A 19,357-nucleotide genomic window follows, 5' to 3' on the forward strand; every position below is an offset into this window, starting at 1 on the left:
TCCATATACCAGCAGCAGTCGGTGTTGCACTTCGTAACTCTGTGACTACGGTTATAAAAGCATTGGCAACTTTTGCCACCGGCAAGTCTTCAATGGATTTCCCCTGCCGGTTTTTTATTTTCGTCGATGCATAACATTGCATTTACATCAATAGCAGCTATTGTCATTAGTATGTTGCATCGATGCATGGGTGGTATTGGCGGTCTTCGCCGACCGGTTCTGTGTAGCTCCCTATGACCGGTTTTTTATTTCTAAGATTACATAAGCCCTTCACTGTATGAAGGGCTTATGTAACTCTTCTTACTTAGTAATTTTCGCACCTTCCGGTATTTCCATGAGTTGAGAAAACCTCATACTATCCGACAATAATCATCAATATACGATAAAGACATCTGACCAGATTGCAGTATTAAAAGCACTCATGCAGACTACGCCCCTCATATCATATACAAGGGGATACTGATGGCTCAGGTTGCCATTTTTAAAGAAATATTTGATCAAGTGCGGAAAGATTTAAACTGTGACCGGTTTTACTCTGAACTAAAACGCCACAATGTCTCACATTACATTTACTATTTAGCCACAGGTAATATTCACATTGTATTTGAGAGCGATAACACGGTGTTAATAAAAGGTTTCCATGATGTTATTCATGTTAGCTTTTGCAGAGACACGCGACTTATAGAAACTTACCTTCATAAGTTGAAATCAAGAGAAATCACATTTCATGAATACAGGGTAAATCTGGCTAAAGCTGGAGTTTTCCGATGGGTTACAAATATCCACGAACACAAAAGATATTACTATACCTTTGACAACTCATTATTGTTTACCGAAAGCATCCAGAACACGACTCAAATTTTTCCACGCTAAACCATAACGTCCGGTTTGATCCGCCTCAGTAGCCGGCACTCCCACACAGGAGTTACCAGTCGGTGCTGTGGCCATAGTTAATCTGGGTATACAGTAAAGATACAGCACATCTGGCATACTTTAATAAACATTAACAATATGAGATTTCAACTCATTGTTTAGGTTTTGTTTAAATTTCCACAAATACGATGCACCAAACTTAAAAACACAACGGGAATCACACGATGAAAAAAACGCTACTCACTTTCACACTGGCGCTGCTTATCTCTGGATGTGCTCAACAGACGTTTACAGTTGAAAACAAACCTACAACAGTAACACCGAAGGAAACCATCACTCATCATTTCTTCGTTTCAGGAATTGGTCAGAAGAAAACTGTCGATGCAGCCAAAATTTGTGGTGGCGCAGATAAAGTTGTTAAAACTGAAACCCAGCAAACATTCGTAAATGGATTGCTCGGTTTTATTACTTTAGGCATTTATACTCCGCTTGAAGCTCGGGTCTATTGCTCACAATAATTACATGCGCTGCCCATCAATATGGGCAGTTTTATTTACACTGTTAACCCCTTGGTTGTTTCAGCCGCCGGGGTTTTACTTGTTATTCACTGGTATGAGTACGACATCTGGCCATTTCATTCCGGGCTTTACTGTCGCCGCGACAGATGCAACGCATCGTTGTCAACGCCAAGATTATTGGCCGTTTTTCGCCATTTTTAATGTCCGCTATTGGTCATTAATGTTGTCCGCTTGCCGCCATTTCATCATCACTGATTGGCGTGGCGTTTTTTGCCAGCACTCCCGCTTTGCGTTTTTCCTTTAACCGGTAGCTTTCTCCTTTGATGTTCAGTGTGGTTGAGTGGTGTAGCAGTCGATCCAGGATTGCCGTTGCCAGCACGTTATCGCCGAACATCTCTCCCCAGTCGGCGAACCCTTTATTTGACGTCAGCACGATGCTCGCTTTTTCATATCGACGGTTCAGCAACCGGAAGAACAGACTGGCTTCCTCGCGGGTCATCGGCAGATAGCCTATCTCATCCAGTATCAGTACCCGGGCATAACCAAGCTGCTGTAGCTGTTTTTCCAGCCGGTTTTCCTGTTTTGCCTTCATGAGTGTGGCGATCAGCTTATCCAGTGGCATGAACAGCACCCGATGACCAGCGTCCGCCGCTTTTACCCCGAGAGCGACTGCCAGGTGCGTTTTACCCACACCAGGCGGACCCAGCAGGATCACGTTCTCGCTACGCTCCACGAACGCCAGCCCGGCCAGCTCACGGACGACCTTACGATCGATACCTGGCTGGAAGCCGAAGTCGAACTGCTCCAGCGTTTTGACCCACGGGAAGCGGGCCTGTTTCAGCCGGGACTCCATACTGCGCTGATGCCTCCCGTTCCATTCCTGCTGCAACGCCATGCACAGGAACTCGCGGTAGTTCAGTTCTTTTTTGGCCGCCTGCTCCAGCAGGCTTTCAACGTGGTAGCCCAGATGTTCCATTTTAAGACGACCCAGCAGTGTCTCCAGTTCATGCATCACAACAGCTCCTCATAGGCACTCAACGGCCTGTGTTCCACCTGACTGACCTGCTGCCAGAGTGGGGCGTGATGCTCCGGCACGGTCTGCCAGCCGTATACAGCCGAACAGAGACGGTGCGATGCTACCTGTTGCTCATTACTGTAGATCCGCAGTTCATCATCCAGCGAGATCCGTATTGATACCGGCTGGCCACACAGGCTTTCCGGCACGCTGTAACGGTTCCCGCCAACCTCGATATAGCCATCCCAGGAGACATGACGGATATCGAAGTAGCTGGTATCGAAGTCCGTACCTGGCAGCGCCTGCAGATGCACCTGTTCCTGCGTGAAGCGCTGTTCCGGTGTCTGCCTGAACTGGCGAAGTTCCCGCCTGTCGGCAACGTCAGCCATCCACTGCTCCAGTAGCTGATTAACATGGGCGAAGCTGTCGAACCGGCGGTACCGGACGAAGAAGTTTTCCTTGAGGTATTTCACCATCCGTTCCACCTTACCTTTGGTTCTGGCCCTTCGTGGACGGCAGGCCCGTGGCAGGAAGCCATAGTGATCGGCCAGCAGCAGGAACCCGGAGTTGAACACCACCTTCCCGTTGTTATTTTTCAGCACTGCGGCTTTCTGGTTATCGACCAGCACGGTTTTCACGCTGCCGCCGAAGTAGCGAAAGGCGCGGACCAGTGACTCATAGGTATGTTCAGCATCCTGCTTTGGTGCCGCGAAGACATGGAAGCGACGTGAGAACCCCAGCGTATTAACCGCGAAGTTAACCCTGCATCGTTGCCCGGCAACCTCAGCCTCAACTTCTCCCCAGTCATGCTGTAGCTGGTAACCGGGCTGAGTTTCGAAGCGAACCGTTTTCTTCGATGGCCGCATCTTACGTTTGGGCTGGATGTAGTAACGCAACATGGAACGGCCACCGGTATAACCCATCGCTTTGATTTCCGCCAGGATGACCTCGCCGTTCCAGACATTCTCAGCCAGACGCATGTCGATATAGTCCATGAACGGCTTGAGTTTGGCCATTTTGTGGCGTGTTTTTCTGGCCGGAGGTTCCGGGTATTTCAGGTACCGTCTGACAGTCCGCTCAGAGCAACCAACCTGAGTGGCAATATCAACAATATACGCACCTTGCTGGCGCATTTGCTTTATCATGTAAAAGTCCTCTCTGCTCAGCATGAGTGTTCCCTTTGTGGTGTAGGAACCTTAAGGAAACAACATGTTGGGTGGAGCGGACAATCCAAATGGTGAATTACTGTCTTATATCATTGGCGCTGACATCGTATCGCCGTTCAGCGTAGTGATATAAGCCTCATCCGTTTTCTCTACCTGCAAACATGAAATATTCCCGTTCCGGCAATACTCAATTTTTGCTGCCAGATGGGTATTACGCGGGTAAAACTCCATACGATACATATCCCCCCAGGACATGCACTTCCTCAACCTGACGACCATCTTCAGTTACCGTAATCTTTTTCAGTGCGTACATACGTACCTCCGTTCTTTCGTTTTTTGAACAATAAAAAAGCCACCGAAGTGACCTTTTCGATGAGTTTATAAACCAACGCGCTCTTTCATCCAGCCATAGACAAACGACTCGTTAGCCTCGCGTTTCTCTGCCAGCGCCAGATAACGCTCACCCTGCGTACAGTTCAGGGCTTTCACCAGTACCAGTTCGCCATCCCTGCCGCGATTTTTCAGATAAGAACGTAACGCATTAATGGTTCGCGGCCCGATCCCCCCGTCTGTAACTATGTCCGGATACAGCATTCCCTTCTGATTAAACACATTCAGCCAGCGCTGAAGCATTTTTGTGGCTACCGACGGCCCCATGTTTACCCCGGTATCACACAGTTCTGCAGCAATATCAGGAGACAGGTTTGCCACCTGGTCAAAACGAGGTCCATACCAATAGTCTGCCTCAAGGATTTCCAGAGCCTGCCCGCGGCTCAAATCACGCATATCACCACGGTAACCATGCGCGCGCGCCACTTTTTCAGTAATTCCCCACTTCGTCGCTCCGCCTGTATCGTCAGGATGACTGACATACCCCCCCTCTTTTCCGAGGATTTCATCAAAAATTTCATCTCTCGATTTCATATCAGCCACTCAGGAAAGCAAAAATTTTTGAAACATTACCGCGCGCACGCACTACCATGACACCAAACACCAGGTTCAGCATCACTACCAGCCAGTCTGCCGGCAACGGATGACCACAGAGATAACTTAACGGCGTTATCGCATACAACAGCATCAGACACCAGGCGCACCACGATATCAGCGGTTTGTGTCGGGACTCTTTTCTGCGGTAGAAAAAAAGCGTCAGTACGATAACCGTACATAACGCCGCATTCAGTAATCCTGGAAGATTATTTGTCATTACCACCACCTCCTCCACGCTGACGGGAGAACAGACCGGATACCAGTGATGTAATCTCCTGCTGGTGGATGAATGACAGGACTTTTACTGAGAGCACCGACACCAGGACCGCACACAACGCATCAACGGAAGCACTGTTAAACCCAATACGTTCCGCCATGTAACCGGCCACACCACGGGCCCCAAGCACACCAACAATAAAGGACACCAGAAAATGTGCAGCCACACGCCAGGCTGAAAGTGTCTGCGGCATTGTTGCCACAAATAACGCACCAGCGAACGCACCAAATACAATCCCGAAATCCGTCCCGGTAAACAGCCCGAATACCGTCGCCCCGCCGAGCGCCACAGCAGTGCCGGAACCGGATAAGGGTTCAGACATATTTATTCTCCTGTAAATAAAAAGGACCATCAGCGGCCCTAAAAAACTTTATCAAAGGTACCCGCAGATACCTTTTGTAGGCTGTTTATTCAGATTTGCGAAGTAAAGGCCAGAGTAAGACCGTTACCATCGCCACCAGCACACCATCAGCCAGTACCGACATCAGCCATCCAGTGAAATCCACTGCCACTACCAGAAACAACAGGATGGCAGCCAGCACAAGGCCCGCACTTTTCACAGATACTGCTCCAGTGGTAACTGAAGCGCCTGTGCAATTTTCTTGAGCTGCGCTTCTTCATCCGGACCAATGCCATCCTGATCAGCGATATCCAGACAGAGGCAAAGCACGTCAACCGCCTCAGTTGTCCCCGCCACATCAGCCAGCTCACGCAATGCATGCGCATTCGCACTACGCGGTGACGCTTCATAACGGGCGCGGATATTGGCGCTCATCTGGGCAATCTCACCAGAGAACGGTGCAAAAGCAGGAAGCGCAGCAATAGTTTTCTCCAGTACTGCGATTTCTTTCGCATCGCAGGTGCCGTCGGCATATGCAATGGAATATGCGCCCCAGACGGTCGCCTCCACCGCATCACGGTTCTCCATCTTCTTCACTTCTGTGATGGCCTTGCGGGTTTTCTTTTTGAAAATACCTAACATCGTGACTTTTCCTTTGCGTAGACGAGCCTGCGCCAGATGGTTACCAGCCCACAGTGAAAGTCACACTGACAATCCCGTAAGCACCTCCTGAAAGGCTCTGTGTTTTTGATGTGCGCCAGGTGTGGCTCAGATACAAAAAAAGCTCGCCGTAGCGAGCTAACAGAAAATATGAAGCATGTTTTTATCCACGAAGTATGACGTTGAATTCATCCATACCGACACGGCTGGCTATCTCGTTGTATTCCTCAACAAGAGCCAGCAATTCTGAATTAGCAGCCATGAACTCTTCAAAAACCTTATGGATGGCATCACTGTTTAATAAAACAATGTTCTTTCCTGAAAGGCGATCAGGGGTAGAAAATATAACTGTCAAACGACTAAAGGCCCTGGCTCGTTCAGCATTAACATCCTCAATACGCTGCAACAAGCTGGAGCACCTGGAAATATCATCAATATTCACTCTACTCCTGTCATCTGGATGATAATCATTTCACGGAGAGAAGCACTCAGAAGTACCACTGAAGTATAACTGGTGACCAGCTGCTTACACATCTGTTGCCATCCTGCTGATGATAAGTCGATATTAACCCTTCTGTCTATAAACGAAACAAAGGATAAGTTCAGGTTTTAAACACACTGCCAGGATAAAGTATTGTATACAGTATAGAAGAGCGTTATTGAATGACATAAAAAACCAGACCTAATCCCTTATCCGGAAGATATATCAAATAAACGGGGAAAATGTATTAAGATGGCGTTCCTATTCTCTCCATCCCTGATGTCCACGTAACTCGTTATAGAATCAGAACGCCATCTGAATACACAGAAAAAAAGCTGGCTTCACACCCTCCTGCATGTGTGAACGCAGTGCCCGACCACGTGCTTTCGCAACCAGCGAAAATCAGTTTTAAATACCGAAAAACGATAAGAATATATCAGAACTTCCAAGCATCCTGCTTGGCTTAGATATTAATCGAGGATTAGCTCCTGTTCTTATCTAATTGTGCATTTCGCAATTTATCGTTCAGCACCAATATTTCACCAACTGTTTGTTCAAAACGCCCGGACTCAAGTTCAACCCCAATCGTGCGACGCCCCAATCCCATTGCTGCTTTTATTGTTGCCCCCGATCCCATAAAAAAATCCGCAACCACATCCCCCGGACGACTGCTGGCAGAAATTATCTGACGCAACATATCCGCCGGTTTTTCGCAGGGATGCTTACCCGGATAATACTGTACGGGCTTATGCGTCCAGACATCCGTATAAGGAACGGCGGCCGATACAGAAAAATAACGCCGCAGAGATTTGTATTCCTCAAGCAGACTGGCATATTGCCGGTTCAGTTCACTGTATGTGCTGACCAGCAGTTGGTGTGGCGTTGCCAGCTCCCCACGCTGGTGTTTTTCTTCTGCAACACGCGCGAACAGCGCCTGCAGTTTTCTGTAATCAGCTTCGTTCGGTAACTGCCACTGACTGGTACCAAACCAGTGCGACACCATGTTTTTCTTTCCGGTGGCTTCCGCTATCTGTTTGGACGTTATTCCCAGTGATTCACGCGCATCACGAAAGTAAAAAATCAGCGGGGCCATGACGTGTTGTTTAAGCTCGCGCTCCTTTGCCGCATAGCCGGCATTTTTTGGCTGATATGGCCCCTGATAATGTTCGGCAAACAGAATGCGCTCTGTTGCCGGGAAATACGCCCGCAGGCTTTCTTTGTTGCACCCGTTCCAGCGTCCGGACGGCTTCGCCCAGATAATGTGGTTCAGCACATTAAAGCGCTCACGCATCATGATTTCGATATCAGATGCCAGGCGATGACCACAAAACAGGTAAAGACTTCCGGCAGGCTTCAGTACCCGCCAGAACTGAGCCAGACACTGGTCCAGCCATTTTAGGTAATCATCGTCGCCCTTCCACTGGTTATCCCAGCCCTCGGGCTTCACTTTAAAATATGGCGGGTCTGTGACTATAAGATCGACAGAGTTTTCCGATAAGGTCTGGATAAATTCCAGGCAATCAGTGTTGATTAACTCACAACTGGATATTTTTACAGTATTAGCCATAGATCAATAAGCACTTCTCTGATAGGCTCATACCGCTTTTGCGCAAAGCAGATGGGCCTGAGGTTTGCTTGTGACCTCAACACATGAGCAGATGGCTGGCAGGTGCCGCTAACACCCACCAGCCGCCCATTACCACAAAGTAAAAAGCCTTCACTGCGGAAGGCGTCTGTAACAACCGAACTGATAATCTGCCAGACCCGCCATCACAAGCTGGGTCAGTATTAACTGGCAGCGTTCGCGTGAAAGGTAAGTATTCTGCGCAATTTCCCCAACTGTTGCCGGTTCAGTGACGCTTAATTCATTAAACACCACTCTGGCTGTTTCGGTCATATCCTGCTGTTTTAGCATGTCTTTTTCTCTTTATTGGTTAACGTGACATACCAATAACTCTTGTCGAAAAAGCCAGCAAGCTGAAAGACCGGTATTAATAACCACCAGCACATTTTATGTACCACACCATTTTTCTGGCATAAAAAAACCGCTCAATGCCGGGCAGTAAAAATCTTCATTACTCAAGAAATTTTAACGCACTCTGATAGTATTAATTTCAAAATCATTAATATTTCCGCTATTAAATATAACGAATTTCTTACCCCCACTCCTGTATGATTTCGATAACACCAGACGATCATCATAACGCGCAATAATGTAATACCATACATTCTCATAGTGGATCGCCTGATATTCCCTCTTAAACTGTGGTTTGTACCAACCGGCAATAAGAGAGAATGCCCAGAAATAAATCATAAACCCAGCCATCATGAACTCAATTCGGTGATGGCGAATAAAAGACATTTCCGAAAAACATTTGACTGAAACAAGTCTTCTTCCAGACCTGACAAAAAGCGTGATTGTAAAGGCAGCAAGAATGCAGAAAATCAGTACATCTGGCTCAACATGCTGATGAATTACCGAAAACTCCAGAACAGGTGGAATAAAAAGCAGCAATATCGCGAGAAAAAGCCGGATAAAACTCAAATTTTGTATATTGCGCTTTTGTTTTATGCCCAAAAAGAAAACAATACCAACTCCCCATCCAATAAGGAATATAACGATAACTGTCACAGCATAAAACAAACTTCGTGCAACATCATCGACACCAGCCCCGACAACCCACCATGGAAAGCCATAGTAAAATGAAGTACCCCATCCATAGAAATAAGCGCTTCCCCATCCTAGACAGCCCATATAAGCAACAAAAAGTGAAGAGTTTCTGAGCAGAGCACTGTCATTCATAGTAACACCATTAACAACTCAAAAATATCAACACATATTACATAACAAATTGGATTCCATGCAGTCAAGGGGCGTCATTGATGGAGAAAGTATTGGCACAATCGTCATCACGTTTAATGTCTATGCCATTTTTTGGGGGGATAAAAAACCCGCTCGGTCGCGGGTTTTACTAGCTTTGCCATCACGTATAAAAACGGCAAAATATCAGATTTACACGAAATATATGCGTTTTAATCTACTTTTGCAATACTTTGCTATGAAAATGCCGCCTTTTGTTTTGAACGTGTTCTCTCCACTAACAATAAAGCTTCACTATCCAGCCGATGAAAAATGTGTTTCATTGCAACCCAGTGACCAGTAAATGTCTTGGACCAGTTTTTGGTTGTTACTCCCACCAGTAACGCCAGTTCCTGGTATTCGTAACCTTCCCCACCAAAAAGCTCAGCTTTTACCGCCTGCGCCGCCAACCAGCTCAACGTCTTCAGGCGCACCAGAGTTTTTCCTGCAATTTTTCTGGTACCGGATTGAGCATTAAATTCAATCCACGCCCACTGCGTTATCGCGATCTGATGCTCCCAGCAAATGCTACCGCTGTAACACCACAGCAGCCAGGCTTTATGATGTTCTTCAAGAGACAGAACGGCGCGTCGCCATGATGATGTCGAAAACTCAACCGGACTGACCAGGGCAATTGATGAACCTTTCGCCAGCGATTGCTTTCCCGGGATCGGTGGATTATCCAGCGTTACTATTTTTCCAGTGACCTTATCGCGGTACCGGATTTTTTTACGTCTGTAACGCCCTGTATTGAACATGGCATTCTCCTGCCAGGCTTCAAGCTGACCTTTTGTTGCTCCACTCAAATCAGCGGTGGCGATCGTGAGCTGCTCACGCACAAACTGTAAATACTGGTTATTCATGCGCACTCCAGTTCTGTGATTTTTATCCCCAGCCGACCACCGGGAACAACCTGACCGCGCATAATATTAACTTCATCAAACTGCTCGTCGTCGATAAGCAGTCCCGCATGTGTCAGTGCATCCAGTGGTGCTTTCAGAATATTGTCCAGGTCACGACGGCGCTTATCCGGTGGCTCTGCAATAATTTTTATTGCCAGCCTTCCGGACAGATTTAATTTCAGCCGCTGCTGGCGAACAATAAGCGCCACATCCCGGCGATAACGCTCCCCTGCTTTTGATACAAAATATGTGCTGCCACGACGACGCCAGTAGGTATTTACCGTCGGCGGGTAAGGCAAAACAAATTCTATCCCCATCAATAACCTCTTTTATCCGAGCACGCCGGTTGCAAAGGCGTGATCAAGAAAACGAAAAATTAAATCAACCTGAGAACCATGCTTTTCTTCGAACGCCAACGGTTCTGCATGAAGCTCGTTATGATGTTTACGACACAACGGTAACGTGAAAATATCGTGGGCCTTTGTTCCCATTCCGCCCTGACCATGACCTATCAGGTGATGGGGATCGTCAGCTGGCTTACCACAGCACGCACACGACTGTGTCTTTACCCAGCGTGTGTATTTCTCATTTACCCAACGGCGACGTTTAGGTCGCTTCATGAAAGATTCCGGGGACTCAGGATCAACGGCGATGCTTACCACCGCCTTTTCCTGTGGTGAGTTTTGTTGCTGGTGGACGTGAGGCGGTAGCGCAATATTTTTTGTGCGCTGCTTCAGTATGCTGGTGGCTGTCTGTTCTCCCGGTACGATGTCGCTCTCGCGATACACAGAGAGGATTTTTTCCACCGGTAATCCCAACGAACGACGTGATACTGCCTCAGGTAGAGCATCCACCACCTGATTGCAAACCGCCCACCAGGATAATTCAGCCAGCGATAATTCCCGCTCCTGCGTGCCATTCATTGCGTGACGTATAACCTCAAGCATCCAGGCTGTCAGATTTTGTTGAGCAAGTTGCTCGAGTGATTCCGATGTCTGGTCGCGCAGCTGGTTGTCGCAGTGCCAGCACAATACCATCGCGCCGGTACCGTAACGGTGAATAACGGTTTCACTATGGTGGTAATCACCATGAGGCCACTGGCAGGATTTGACATGGCGCAGTAACCAGTCAGACAGTGCACCAGCGCCGCCAGCAGCACGAATCACTCGTTTGTTACTGAAAAACGGCAGTAATGATTTATCCTCCGCCAGCGGCTGGCGAACGGTAGGGACGACTCCGGACGGCAGACCGCGCATGCTTTTTGGTTCCGGCTCCACCAGTACTCTGTCGTTATGGAATACCGACATTGATTCACGGCCTGGCTTAACGATAACCACCCCGAGTTCCGGTACCGGTACAGGTCGAAGTAATACCCGCACGTTACCTCCAGATCCGTTGCTGGAATGTGCGGGACTGACGCGGTGGGCGTTCGGAATAAGGAAGCCTGACGTAGATTATCCAGTGACGATAATCGGGGCTGAGGGCTTTCTTAATCTCGTATCCGCGTCTGCGGTAGCAATGAATTAACCATTCAGCCTGTTCTTCAGTGCATGGAGAATGCTGGAACCAGTCCGATTTGAATGCGTGAAAACGCCGTCCGCACCTGCTGGCAAAGACGGCAGAATCATCAGAATTGTGTAATTTGGTATCGTGCGCCATCGGTTGTCTCTGCTGGCGCAGCAGGTGCCAGTTGTTCAGGCTGGCGTATAAAGTATAAATAAACTGGTTCCAGTGTAAAGCCCCTACATTAATGAAATAAAAATCAAACAACAGATTGCTGGGATAAAACACAACGCTTATTATTAAAAGCGATTAGATAAATTAAATTTTAATGTTATGCAAATTTGCCAGATCACCATAATATCTCGTTTGAAACCACCGAAATAACAACCATATCAATATTGATTATGTTAAAGCGAGTAAATATGGAAAACAACAAATCTGCACATTACGCTCCTTTTTTATCTGTGATACTTTTTGTTTTATGCTGTGTGTGGGCATTATTTTTATAAAAATATTTACAGATAAAATAAACCCGCCGAATCAAGTTAAGTGTGGGTGCATTGAGGATGCCTGACTCATCAGAGGTGGCGAGGGATTTCTCCCTCGCCTGGTCTCTAACTCCTCAGGTTCGTAAGCTGTGAAGACAGCGACCTCCGTTTGGCTGGTTCGGATTCGTACCTCACAGAGATCTTTCCTCGTTACCAGTGCCGTCACAATGACAGTTAAACAGATGACAATCAGGGCGATTAACATCGCCTTATGCTGCTTCATAGCCTGCTTCTCCTTGCCTTTCGGCACGTAAGAGGCTAACCTACGTGTGCAAGTCATAGATATGGCCTCAGATTAATGTTAGGCGTCTTGCAGGACGCGTAATGTTAACTGGGGCTTTTCTCTATCTGCCGTTGGTATTCATGCCTGAGACAGATAGCCTCAAGCACCCGCAGCAATCCTACTTAACTCCCGTCACCTCGCCAATATAAAATCAATCAGAAAGGCGATCCATAAGAACAACAGCAAGACAATAAATTGCCATTACTGAACCGCCCCGGAAATCCTGGAGACTAAACTTCCTGAGAAAGAGGTAAACAGGATGACTAAAAATACTCGTTTTTCCCCCGAAGTCCGTCAACGCGCAGTTCGTATGGTTCTGGAAAGTCAGGGCGAATATGACTCACAATGGGCGGCAATTTGTTCCATTGCTCCAAAGATTGGCTGTACGCCAGAGACTCTGCGTGTCTGGGTTCGCCAGCATGAGAGGGATACCGGGAGCGGTGATGGTGGGCTCACCACCGCTGAACGTCAGCGTCTGAAAGAGCTGGAACGTGAAAATCGTGAACTGCGCCGCAGTAACGATATCCTTCGCCAGGCTTCCGCTTATTTTGCGAAGGCGGAGTTCGACCGCCTCTGGAAAAAATAATGCCACTGCTGGATAAGCTGCGTGAGCAGTACGGGGTCGGACCGGTATGCAGTGAACTGCATATTGCCCCGTCAACGTATTACCATTGTCAGCAGCAGCGGCATCATCCTGATAAACGCAGTGCCCGTGCGCAGCGCGATGACTGGCTGAAGAGAGAGATACAGCGCGTATACGATGAAAATCATCAGGTGTACGGTGTGCGTAAAGTCTGGCGTCAGTTGTTACGGGAAGGAATCAGGGTGGCCAGATGTACAGTGGCGCGCCTCATGGCGGTTATGGGACTTGCCGGTGTTCTCCGGGGTAAAAAGGTCCGCACTACCGTCAGCCGGAAAACCGTTGCCACAGGTGACCGCGTAAACCGTCAGTTCGTGGCAGAACGTCCTGACCAGCTGTGGGTGGCTGATTTTACTTACGTCAGCACATGGCAGGGCTTCGTCTATGTGGCGTTCATCATTGATGTGTTTGCCGGATACATCGTGGGGTGGCGGGTCTCATCGTCTATGGAAACGACATTCGTGCTGGATGCGCTGGAGCAGGCGTTGTGGGCCCGTCGTCCGTCTGGCACCATCCATCACAGCGATAAAGGCTCTCAGTATGTGTCACTGGCCTATACGGAGCGACTAAAAGAAGCAAAACTGCTGGCATCAACAGGGAGTACAGGCGACTCGTATGACAACGCGATGGCTGAGAGCATCAATGGTCTTTACAAAGCGGAGGTAATACACCGTAAGAGCTGGAAAAACCGTGCAGAAGTGGAACTGGCCACACTCACGTGGGTGGACTGGTATAACAATCGACGATTGCTGGGAAGGCTGGGCCATACTCCTCCGGCAGAAGCAGAAAAAGCTTATTATGCTTCCATCGGAAACAATGATCTGGCAGCCTGAGTTCACAGATAAAACACTCTCCAGGAAACCCGGGGCGGTTCATTACAGCCGCAATAGCGAGCGCACATTTGAGAACCAGCACGACAACCTCCTGTATTGGACGTACACCAGTCCTGATAAATATGAGGCTGTCTCATCATTGATTCAATAAAACTATTGGGAATAGTTTCTGTGATTTTGTTCTGTAGAAATGGAACACAACAACCAGTCACCACCAGCACTTCTTTAAAAACGCCAAGTCCGACGCAAGCTAACCTTCTAGTCCGCTTTGAACGATGAGCGGAAATTGACATATCTGTTAAAGTGAATGGTTCGTTTTGCAGGGATACTTACACTGCCCCCTGTCAAAATGATATACCGAAGAATAAGAGTTCTTCTTCAAGAACAACAAAAAGAGATCATTCCAGCATGCTGGAAACGCAGCGTGTAATGATGACGGATAAGACTCTGGCGCATTCCATGACAGCGGCAAAGGCCATAGCAGCCAATCAGATAGCTAGAATAGCCGCGAGGAAGGAAAGCCACCAGCAAAATGAAGCCATCGAGCGCTTGCGCGTAAATACGCGAATCTTAAACGGCGCAGAGATGCAGATTTACCCGCAACTGGCGACTTCAGCAATGAACCGCATACAGACCGAGTAAGTGATGCGCTGGATGCCGTATTGAAAAGACAGCCAGAAAAGCGGTATTGGGTTCCAGAGGGTTTTAGAGGTTAAAGCGCTCACAAATCTAGCTAATTTGTAACCATCTTTAAACGTTTATGATATTGTTAAATAAAACTAAAACTACCACGGCATGATTTACCGATGAAAAAAGAACTTGAAACCATACTGCCTGAGTTTGGTGAGGCAATTCGCCCTTACGTTTATAGTTACGTAACAGCAAACAAAAATGCCAATGCCAAGCACGTCCTGTTTATGGCTGGTTCGCCTGCTGCAGGTAAAACCGAGCTCTTAAATCGTCTTTTAGAACAACATGGCATCACAAACATTGTTCGAATTGATGCTGATGATTTTCGCTGGTGGTTCCCCTACTACAATGAAGAGAACTCTGTGGACTATCAGAGACCTGCCTCCAGAATGGTCGATTTTATCTACAAAAAAGCGCTATCTGAAGGCTATCCCATTGTTATGGACTCTACTTTCTCCAGTATAGGTATTGCGGAGAGAAACTTTGATCTGGCCCTGAAGGCTGGTTATCAGGTAGCACTGAATTACGTCTATTTTGATCCGGCTTACGCGTGGGTTTTTGCCCAAGCCCGCTCTCGTAAGGTTCCGTTAGAGGTTCTTAAAGCGAACTTTTTCAAGAGCAGAGAGACCATTGAACATATGCTCGCGAAATATGCAGGCCTATTTACACTCAATGTTTATCATCGACGGGAAGATCCTGAAAATGATGGTCAGTTCGTGGTCGACTATACTCCTAACGTGACCCTTGAAAACTGGACTACCTCCCATAGCTGCCCATATTCAGACGTTAGCGATCTAGCGCATTTAGGTGTATAATAAGTGTCCTATCTAAGGAGTGTATATGTCTGTTAAAACTGAAGCCATTAAACCAGCTGCTGAAATTTCGTTGTTCGATGCATTCGGACCTAACGTGAGCGAGCGGGTACAAGCCATCAACCGGAAGGCCGCTGAGCTTTCTATGGCTGATATGGCTCAGGTAATGGACGTGACATTATCGTCTAGGAAGAAACTGGAAGTAACTGCTGAGAGCAAATATATTCTCGATTTGCCTCAATGGCTAGAAGTCAATGCACGGAAACCTGGAGTTTCTTTTGACATGAAAGCATACACTTCTGTTGAAGTTAACAAGATGCATGTTCCTGACTTTCGCCAGTTCCTTCCTGTAGGTGCAAATATGTTGCATACCTATTCACCAATCGGTAAAACGGGCCTGCAAGGAATTCATGATTATTTAATCGGTGCTGTTTCATCTAAACTTCATCACTTGCAAGGTGTCGGAGTTGATGAGGGCACGTTTAAAATACTTATCCGCTATGAAGATGCTAAAACGGGTGCTCCCCGCAATGATATAGTTGAAGCTGAGTCGACAATTAGCCCAAGTTCTTTCACTAGGCTCAAGCCCCGTGTGAAAAAACTTCGCAGAAAAGGTCATGAAATGGCGATGCATGCACTAATTGCCAAAAAATAGTAAGCCCTTAACAAAACCTCACTCGATTGTGAGGTTTTTGCTTTCTGGCGTTCTAAAAGTCAATCACTCCAGCTCACCAGCGCGGTTAATCTCTAAAACCGATTTAGTTTTCGGCATAGTGCCCTTCGTCGTCTCTTTCTGCGTACATCAAACAACATCTACGGCCCATAGCGGATCACCATCAGCATGCAGCCACTGACTGGTTAAAGTCTCCTTTTCGTTTATCTTAGCAAGCTGGTACTGCGTGTGGATCCCGCCCATTTCTGCATACTGTCGAAAATCGATGAGATGGCCAGTCGTGTTTGTTATTGGTCTATTTTTGAAAACAACTATCAATGCTATTGGTCTGTTCTTCGTTAATTAATATGCAATCCTTTCATGACACAGGGCTACTGTTACAGCCCTGACAACCTTAGACTTCAATCGATTCAGAGATCTCTAACGCATCATCGCCCCGTTGAACTCACAGCGATAAGTAGACGCTGGCGGCAATAACACAGAAGTATAGCGGGAATTTGAACCACATAATTTATGTTTGTTAGATGGCTTTGCTTCGATATTCAATTTCTAAAATCGCCTTTGTCATTGCCGCAATAGTTATAGCTTCTACCATAGTTAATTCAGGCCTGTTCAAGCTTCCGTGTCCAGCAGTAGGTAGTTTGTTGCGTAAATCATAAATATCTTTAACAATATCAATAAGATTCTTAGGTAATTTTGACATTTTTTCGAACTGTTTAAAAAAACCACCCAATGACTCATTTGCCACATTCGGGTTTTGAGTGATTTCCTTCGCCATAGTTTCTAGAATATTAGAGGCTGCGTGCAGTGCACCCGCAGGGTCATTATTATCCAAGCAATTATTCATTCTATCTATTTGCTGAATGATATTTGGATGCAATCTCTTTAAGTAATCACTAGCCAATTCTTCATTGAAGTTTTTGACACTTTCAAAAACATCGCAATCTAAATAAAATTTAGGATTGACTGACATCCATGTATATTTCCAATCATTTTCTAAATTATCTTTTTCCGCACTACGCCTGCCAGTATCCTGATCTATCTAATCAACATATTTACACATATAATCGGCGTAATAGTGTAAATATCTAAATGATATTTCTGGGCAAAAATTACTAACTGATGCAAGGCCGCCATATTCTTTTGTAGTAACTGTTGGGACTTCTTCATCACATAAATATGAGAAACTAGTTCTTTCCCCAAATTCGCCCAACTCTTTTTCTTTCCTAGTTGCCATACCAGCTATCATATTGATGCTTGAGAGCAAAACTACACTCTGATAGTACCGAGGACATCTGTATGAACTAGCATATGGGCATTTTGATGATGCTTTACGATTAATACGCTCTTTTTCCCACCAATTTTTATCAGGAATAATTCTTTGCATAATTTATGCTACTATCTCACGAGTGAATGAATGTTTAGCCTTCTGCACAGTTTATCAGTTCCGGCATACCTACTGCTACCCCACTGATTCAACTTTAAGTTATGGATTAAAGCGATTCGGTTTCGCTAGATGACACACTAGTGTTAACTTATGGATAAAAATTTATCACTTAAAATTAACTAATGACTGTAGCGACCAAAAGTGTGCCAGAATGTTATTTTCGTCTGGCCTATTATCAATCTAATTACCCAAATTAAAGTTACTCTCCTTCATCAGCAAAAAATAAATACGCCTGTTCACTTTCTCAAAGTGTTCCTGTGTTATTTTTAAAGTTAACAACGCCGTCTATTCGTCCAAATGTACAACAAACATCAGACTCTGGCACAACGCTGACAATGAGAATAGTTCTAGCCCTGTGCCACAGAAATGTCAATTCACATATGTATTAATGCTCTTTAATCTCGTCACTTCAATAAATAGCGAACATTTCCCTGATAAAATGCCAACACTCGCTGCATTACTTCACTTTCCAGACACTCGCGACAAACCATGTTATGGCGACTATCGTAGCGACGAATTTCTCCGTCAGGTAATGACCAGATAAGGTCCGGATCAACCATAGACGGTTTCTTCCCCTTTGCCCTCGATAGTTTTTTGCGGGCGTTTTGCCAGTCCTTACGAGCCTGTTCTGACGGGAATAACCCATAGCCAGAGTTGTATACATCGCCACTGGCAACCAGCTCCCAGGCAAGAACGCTAATCAGATATCTTGTCGCACCTGTTTTAGCTTCCAGCTGTCGTAACGTCTCGCGCCCACTCTGGCGTACGAGTGCAACAACCTGTCCCTTAATTTTTTCCCGCTCTTCTTGTGTAAAAACTTTTGCCACAAGTCCTCCTGAAAATTACCTCATGATCTGAAATCAATACCTACCCCCTGAACCCTGGTGGAATTTCGGTGTCAGGTTCAGAAATATGATTCACACAACGCTGTACAGGCGAACGCCCCAGACGGATAACCAGCTCATCCCATTTATCGCGAAGTTTTGACGGGCTCATGATGTTTTTTACCCAGAATGGATCCCGCTGTACCCGACCAAACATTTCGCAGATTTGTCTGTGAGTTCTGCCATCCAGCATCCGCATTATGCGCACGTCATTGGCCCATGCTGTCCAGTTGGGTTCTTTCGGTCGGGTGATCTCGCCATCATCGCTGGCGGCCTGTTCGTAAAGACTCACGATTCGCCCCCAGATCCACTGTGCGCATGCCAAATCCTCCTGAGTTCCCCACTGACGTTTTTTTGCACTAAACACAACCGCATCAGGATGTCGGGTTAAAAAATCCTGTTCAGCCGTCTGCGGGTCCGGTTGCGAAGCTTCCGGACGAAAAGATCTTTTATCTGACGGATCAGGTTTTAATACTGACGGATCGGGGCCAACCATCGCCCCCCTAACCGGCTGTTTTTTACCAACGGTTGATCCATCAAAATTTGACGGGTCAACCGTTGAGGGGGCAATATTTGACTGGTCAACTGTTAACGGGTCATTTTTTGCCGGGCTAATTTTTCTTTTCGGTTTATATGCCTCACGCGCCGCCTCAGCTGCTGCTTCGAGTTTTTCCACATTAAGGCGGTAGATATTGCTTTCATTACGCCCACCGACCTTACGCTCCTCCTTCGTCAGCCAGCCGTTCTTTTCCAGTTCCGCTATCGCCGCTTTAACCGTTGATTCACTCTTTGCCCCAATCTGACGACGAATGGTCTCCACTGCAGGCCATGACACACCTTCGTCATTGCTGTAGTCTGCAAGGCGAGCCATTACTGCCACCCTGGATAAGATCATGCCGGTGAAGGCGCACCCTTCCCAGACAAGACCATGAAGCTTGCTGCTCATAAAAAACCCCGAACACCGT

The 19,357-nt window shown here is 46.8% G+C and carries 25 protein-coding genes, 2 pseudogenes and 1 other annotated feature; of the genes and pseudogenes, 6 read left to right on the top strand and 21 right to left on the bottom strand.

The window, feature by feature from the left end:
* The first annotated feature begins 462 nt into the window (after positions 1–462).
* Together QUE74_RS10635 and QUE74_RS10640 are read left to right on the top strand one after the other, a co-directional pair.
* Positions 463–873 carry a DUF1398 family protein gene (locus QUE74_RS10635; RefSeq protein WP_000079499.1) on the top strand — a complete coding sequence of 137 codons (411 nt, stop codon included), beginning with the start codon at positions 463–465 and terminating at the stop codon, positions 871–873.
* Between the two features lie 224 nt (positions 874–1,097).
* The gene (locus tag QUE74_RS10640; RefSeq protein WP_000753188.1) at positions 1,098–1,391 is read left to right on the top strand and encodes a Bor family protein; all 294 of its coding nucleotides are present in this window, start codon (positions 1,098–1,100) and stop codon (positions 1,389–1,391) included.
* Between the two features lie 217 nt (positions 1,392–1,608).
* Here QUE74_RS10640 and istB read toward each other — a convergent pair whose 3' ends face one another.
* The 17 genes and pseudogenes from istB to QUE74_RS10725 form a co-directional block, all read right to left on the bottom strand.
* Positions 1,609–2,403, bottom strand: coding sequence for an IS21-like element helper ATPase IstB (gene istB, locus QUE74_RS10645; protein ID WP_000544800.1), 795 nt, complete (start codon positions 2,401–2,403; stop codon positions 1,609–1,611).
* Entirely contained in the window at positions 2,403–3,575 is a 1,173-nt protein-coding gene (gene istA / locus QUE74_RS10650) for an IS21-like element ISEc62 family transposase (protein WP_000952431.1), read from the bottom strand. Before istA ends, istB begins: the two co-directional genes overlap by 1 nt.
* 81 nt (positions 3,576–3,656) lie before the next feature.
* Positions 3,657–3,885 (bottom strand): annotated as a pseudogene (locus QUE74_RS10655) (hypothetical protein).
* Between the two features lie 65 nt (positions 3,886–3,950).
* Positions 3,951–4,496, bottom strand: coding sequence for a glycoside hydrolase family 108 protein (locus tag QUE74_RS10660; RefSeq protein WP_000842164.1), 546 nt, complete (start codon positions 4,494–4,496; stop codon positions 3,951–3,953).
* A 1-nt stretch (position 4,497) separates the two neighbouring features.
* Positions 4,498–4,776 carry a phage holin family protein gene (locus tag QUE74_RS10665; protein WP_000183782.1) on the bottom strand — a complete coding sequence of 93 codons (279 nt, stop codon included), beginning with the start codon at positions 4,774–4,776 and terminating at the stop codon, positions 4,498–4,500.
* Positions 4,766–5,158 carry a putative holin gene (locus QUE74_RS10670; protein WP_001294588.1) on the bottom strand — a complete coding sequence of 131 codons (393 nt, stop codon included), beginning with the start codon at positions 5,156–5,158 and terminating at the stop codon, positions 4,766–4,768. Before QUE74_RS10670 ends, QUE74_RS10665 begins: the two co-directional genes overlap by 11 nt.
* Before the next feature lie 85 nt (positions 5,159–5,243).
* Positions 5,244–5,396, bottom strand: coding sequence for a DUF3927 family protein (locus QUE74_RS10675; RefSeq protein ID WP_000833498.1), 153 nt, complete (start codon positions 5,394–5,396; stop codon positions 5,244–5,246).
* Positions 5,393–5,818 (bottom strand): tellurite resistance TerB family protein, encoded by a 426-nt coding sequence (locus QUE74_RS10680; RefSeq protein ID WP_000900603.1) that lies wholly within the window; start codon positions 5,816–5,818, stop codon positions 5,393–5,395. The genes QUE74_RS10675 and QUE74_RS10680 overlap by 4 nt, the downstream gene beginning before the upstream one ends.
* Positions 5,819–5,999: 181 nt before the next feature.
* The gene (locus tag QUE74_RS10685; RefSeq protein ID WP_001017777.1) at positions 6,000–6,278 is read right to left on the bottom strand and encodes a hypothetical protein; all 279 of its coding nucleotides are present in this window, start codon (positions 6,276–6,278) and stop codon (positions 6,000–6,002) included.
* A gap of 520 nt (positions 6,279–6,798) precedes the next feature.
* Complete coding sequence (locus QUE74_RS10690) at positions 6,799–7,884, bottom strand: DNA-methyltransferase (RefSeq protein WP_000024338.1); 1,086 nt, start codon at positions 7,882–7,884, stop codon at positions 6,799–6,801.
* A gap of 150 nt (positions 7,885–8,034) precedes the next feature.
* A complete protein-coding gene (locus tag QUE74_RS10695; RefSeq protein WP_000917767.1) occupies positions 8,035–8,232 on the bottom strand; it encodes a hypothetical protein in 198 nt (65 codons plus the stop codon).
* 174 nt (positions 8,233–8,406) lie between these two features.
* Positions 8,407–9,120, bottom strand: a complete 714-nt coding sequence (locus tag QUE74_RS10700) for an STM1630 family protein (RefSeq protein WP_000999910.1) — start codon at positions 9,118–9,120, stop codon at positions 8,407–8,409.
* A gap of 254 nt (positions 9,121–9,374) precedes the next feature.
* Positions 9,375–10,040 carry a bacteriophage antitermination protein Q gene (locus QUE74_RS10705; protein ID WP_001064920.1) on the bottom strand — a complete coding sequence of 222 codons (666 nt, stop codon included), beginning with the start codon at positions 10,038–10,040 and terminating at the stop codon, positions 9,375–9,377.
* Complete coding sequence (locus QUE74_RS10710; RefSeq protein ID WP_000510632.1) at positions 10,037–10,396, bottom strand: RusA family crossover junction endodeoxyribonuclease; 360 nt, start codon at positions 10,394–10,396, stop codon at positions 10,037–10,039. Before QUE74_RS10710 ends, QUE74_RS10705 begins: the two co-directional genes overlap by 4 nt.
* Positions 10,397–10,408: 12 nt before the next feature.
* Complete coding sequence (locus QUE74_RS10715) at positions 10,409–11,458, bottom strand: DUF968 domain-containing protein (RefSeq protein ID WP_001354678.1); 1,050 nt, start codon at positions 11,456–11,458, stop codon at positions 10,409–10,411.
* A gap of 1 nt (position 11,459) precedes the next feature.
* Positions 11,460–11,738 (bottom strand): hypothetical protein, encoded by a 279-nt coding sequence (locus QUE74_RS10720; RefSeq protein ID WP_001360700.1) that lies wholly within the window; start codon positions 11,736–11,738, stop codon positions 11,460–11,462.
* Positions 11,739–12,200: 462 nt separating this feature from the next.
* Positions 12,201–12,353, bottom strand: a pseudogene (locus QUE74_RS10725) (Hok/Gef family protein); the annotation flags it as partial.
* 319 nt (positions 12,354–12,672) lie between these two features.
* Between QUE74_RS10725 and QUE74_RS10730 the strand changes: the two are divergent.
* From QUE74_RS10730 to QUE74_RS10745, 4 genes are all read left to right on the top strand, one after another.
* Positions 12,673–13,886 (top strand): IS3 family transposase gene (locus QUE74_RS10730; RefSeq protein WP_404853199.1). Its coding sequence is split into 2 segments (ribosomal slippage): positions 12,673–12,961 and positions 12,961–13,886, totalling 1,215 coding nucleotides; the frame shifts between segments, so codons are not numbered across the junction.
* Positions 12,954–13,070: a sequence feature (AL1L pseudoknot), on the top strand. Its footprint overlaps the gene before it by 117 nt.
* 408 nt (positions 13,887–14,294) lie before the next feature.
* Complete coding sequence (locus QUE74_RS10735) at positions 14,295–14,528, top strand: hypothetical protein (protein WP_000894818.1); 234 nt, start codon at positions 14,295–14,297, stop codon at positions 14,526–14,528.
* Positions 14,529–14,692: 164 nt separating this feature from the next.
* Complete coding sequence (locus tag QUE74_RS10740) at positions 14,693–15,391, top strand: zeta toxin family protein (protein WP_000711879.1); 699 nt, start codon at positions 14,693–14,695, stop codon at positions 15,389–15,391.
* 25 nt (positions 15,392–15,416) lie between these two features.
* Entirely contained in the window at positions 15,417–16,043 is a 627-nt protein-coding gene (locus tag QUE74_RS10745) for a hypothetical protein (protein WP_000114219.1), read from the top strand.
* Positions 16,044–16,581: 538 nt separating this feature from the next.
* Here the strand turns inward: QUE74_RS10745 and QUE74_RS10750 are convergent.
* From QUE74_RS10750 to QUE74_RS10765, 4 genes are all read right to left on the bottom strand, one after another.
* Positions 16,582–17,034: a hypothetical protein gene (locus tag QUE74_RS10750; protein WP_000115767.1), complete on the bottom strand. Its 453-nt coding sequence runs from the start codon at positions 17,032–17,034 to the stop codon at positions 16,582–16,584.
* Positions 17,035–17,103: 69 nt separating this feature from the next.
* Entirely contained in the window at positions 17,104–17,448 is a 345-nt protein-coding gene (locus QUE74_RS10755; protein ID WP_135276011.1) for a hypothetical protein, read from the bottom strand.
* Positions 17,449–17,912: 464 nt separating this feature from the next.
* Complete coding sequence (locus QUE74_RS10760) at positions 17,913–18,335, bottom strand: DUF977 family protein (RefSeq protein WP_001151156.1); 423 nt, start codon at positions 18,333–18,335, stop codon at positions 17,913–17,915.
* Between the two features lie 40 nt (positions 18,336–18,375).
* Positions 18,376–19,338: a helix-turn-helix domain-containing protein gene (locus tag QUE74_RS10765; RefSeq protein WP_001349596.1), complete on the bottom strand. Its 963-nt coding sequence runs from the start codon at positions 19,336–19,338 to the stop codon at positions 18,376–18,378.
* Positions 19,339–19,357: the final 19 nt, after the last annotated feature.

Origin of the sequence: Escherichia sp. 10290 (assembly GCF_030295155.1) — a bacterium.
Lineage (GTDB): Bacteria > Pseudomonadota > Gammaproteobacteria > Enterobacterales > Enterobacteriaceae > Escherichia > Escherichia coli_F.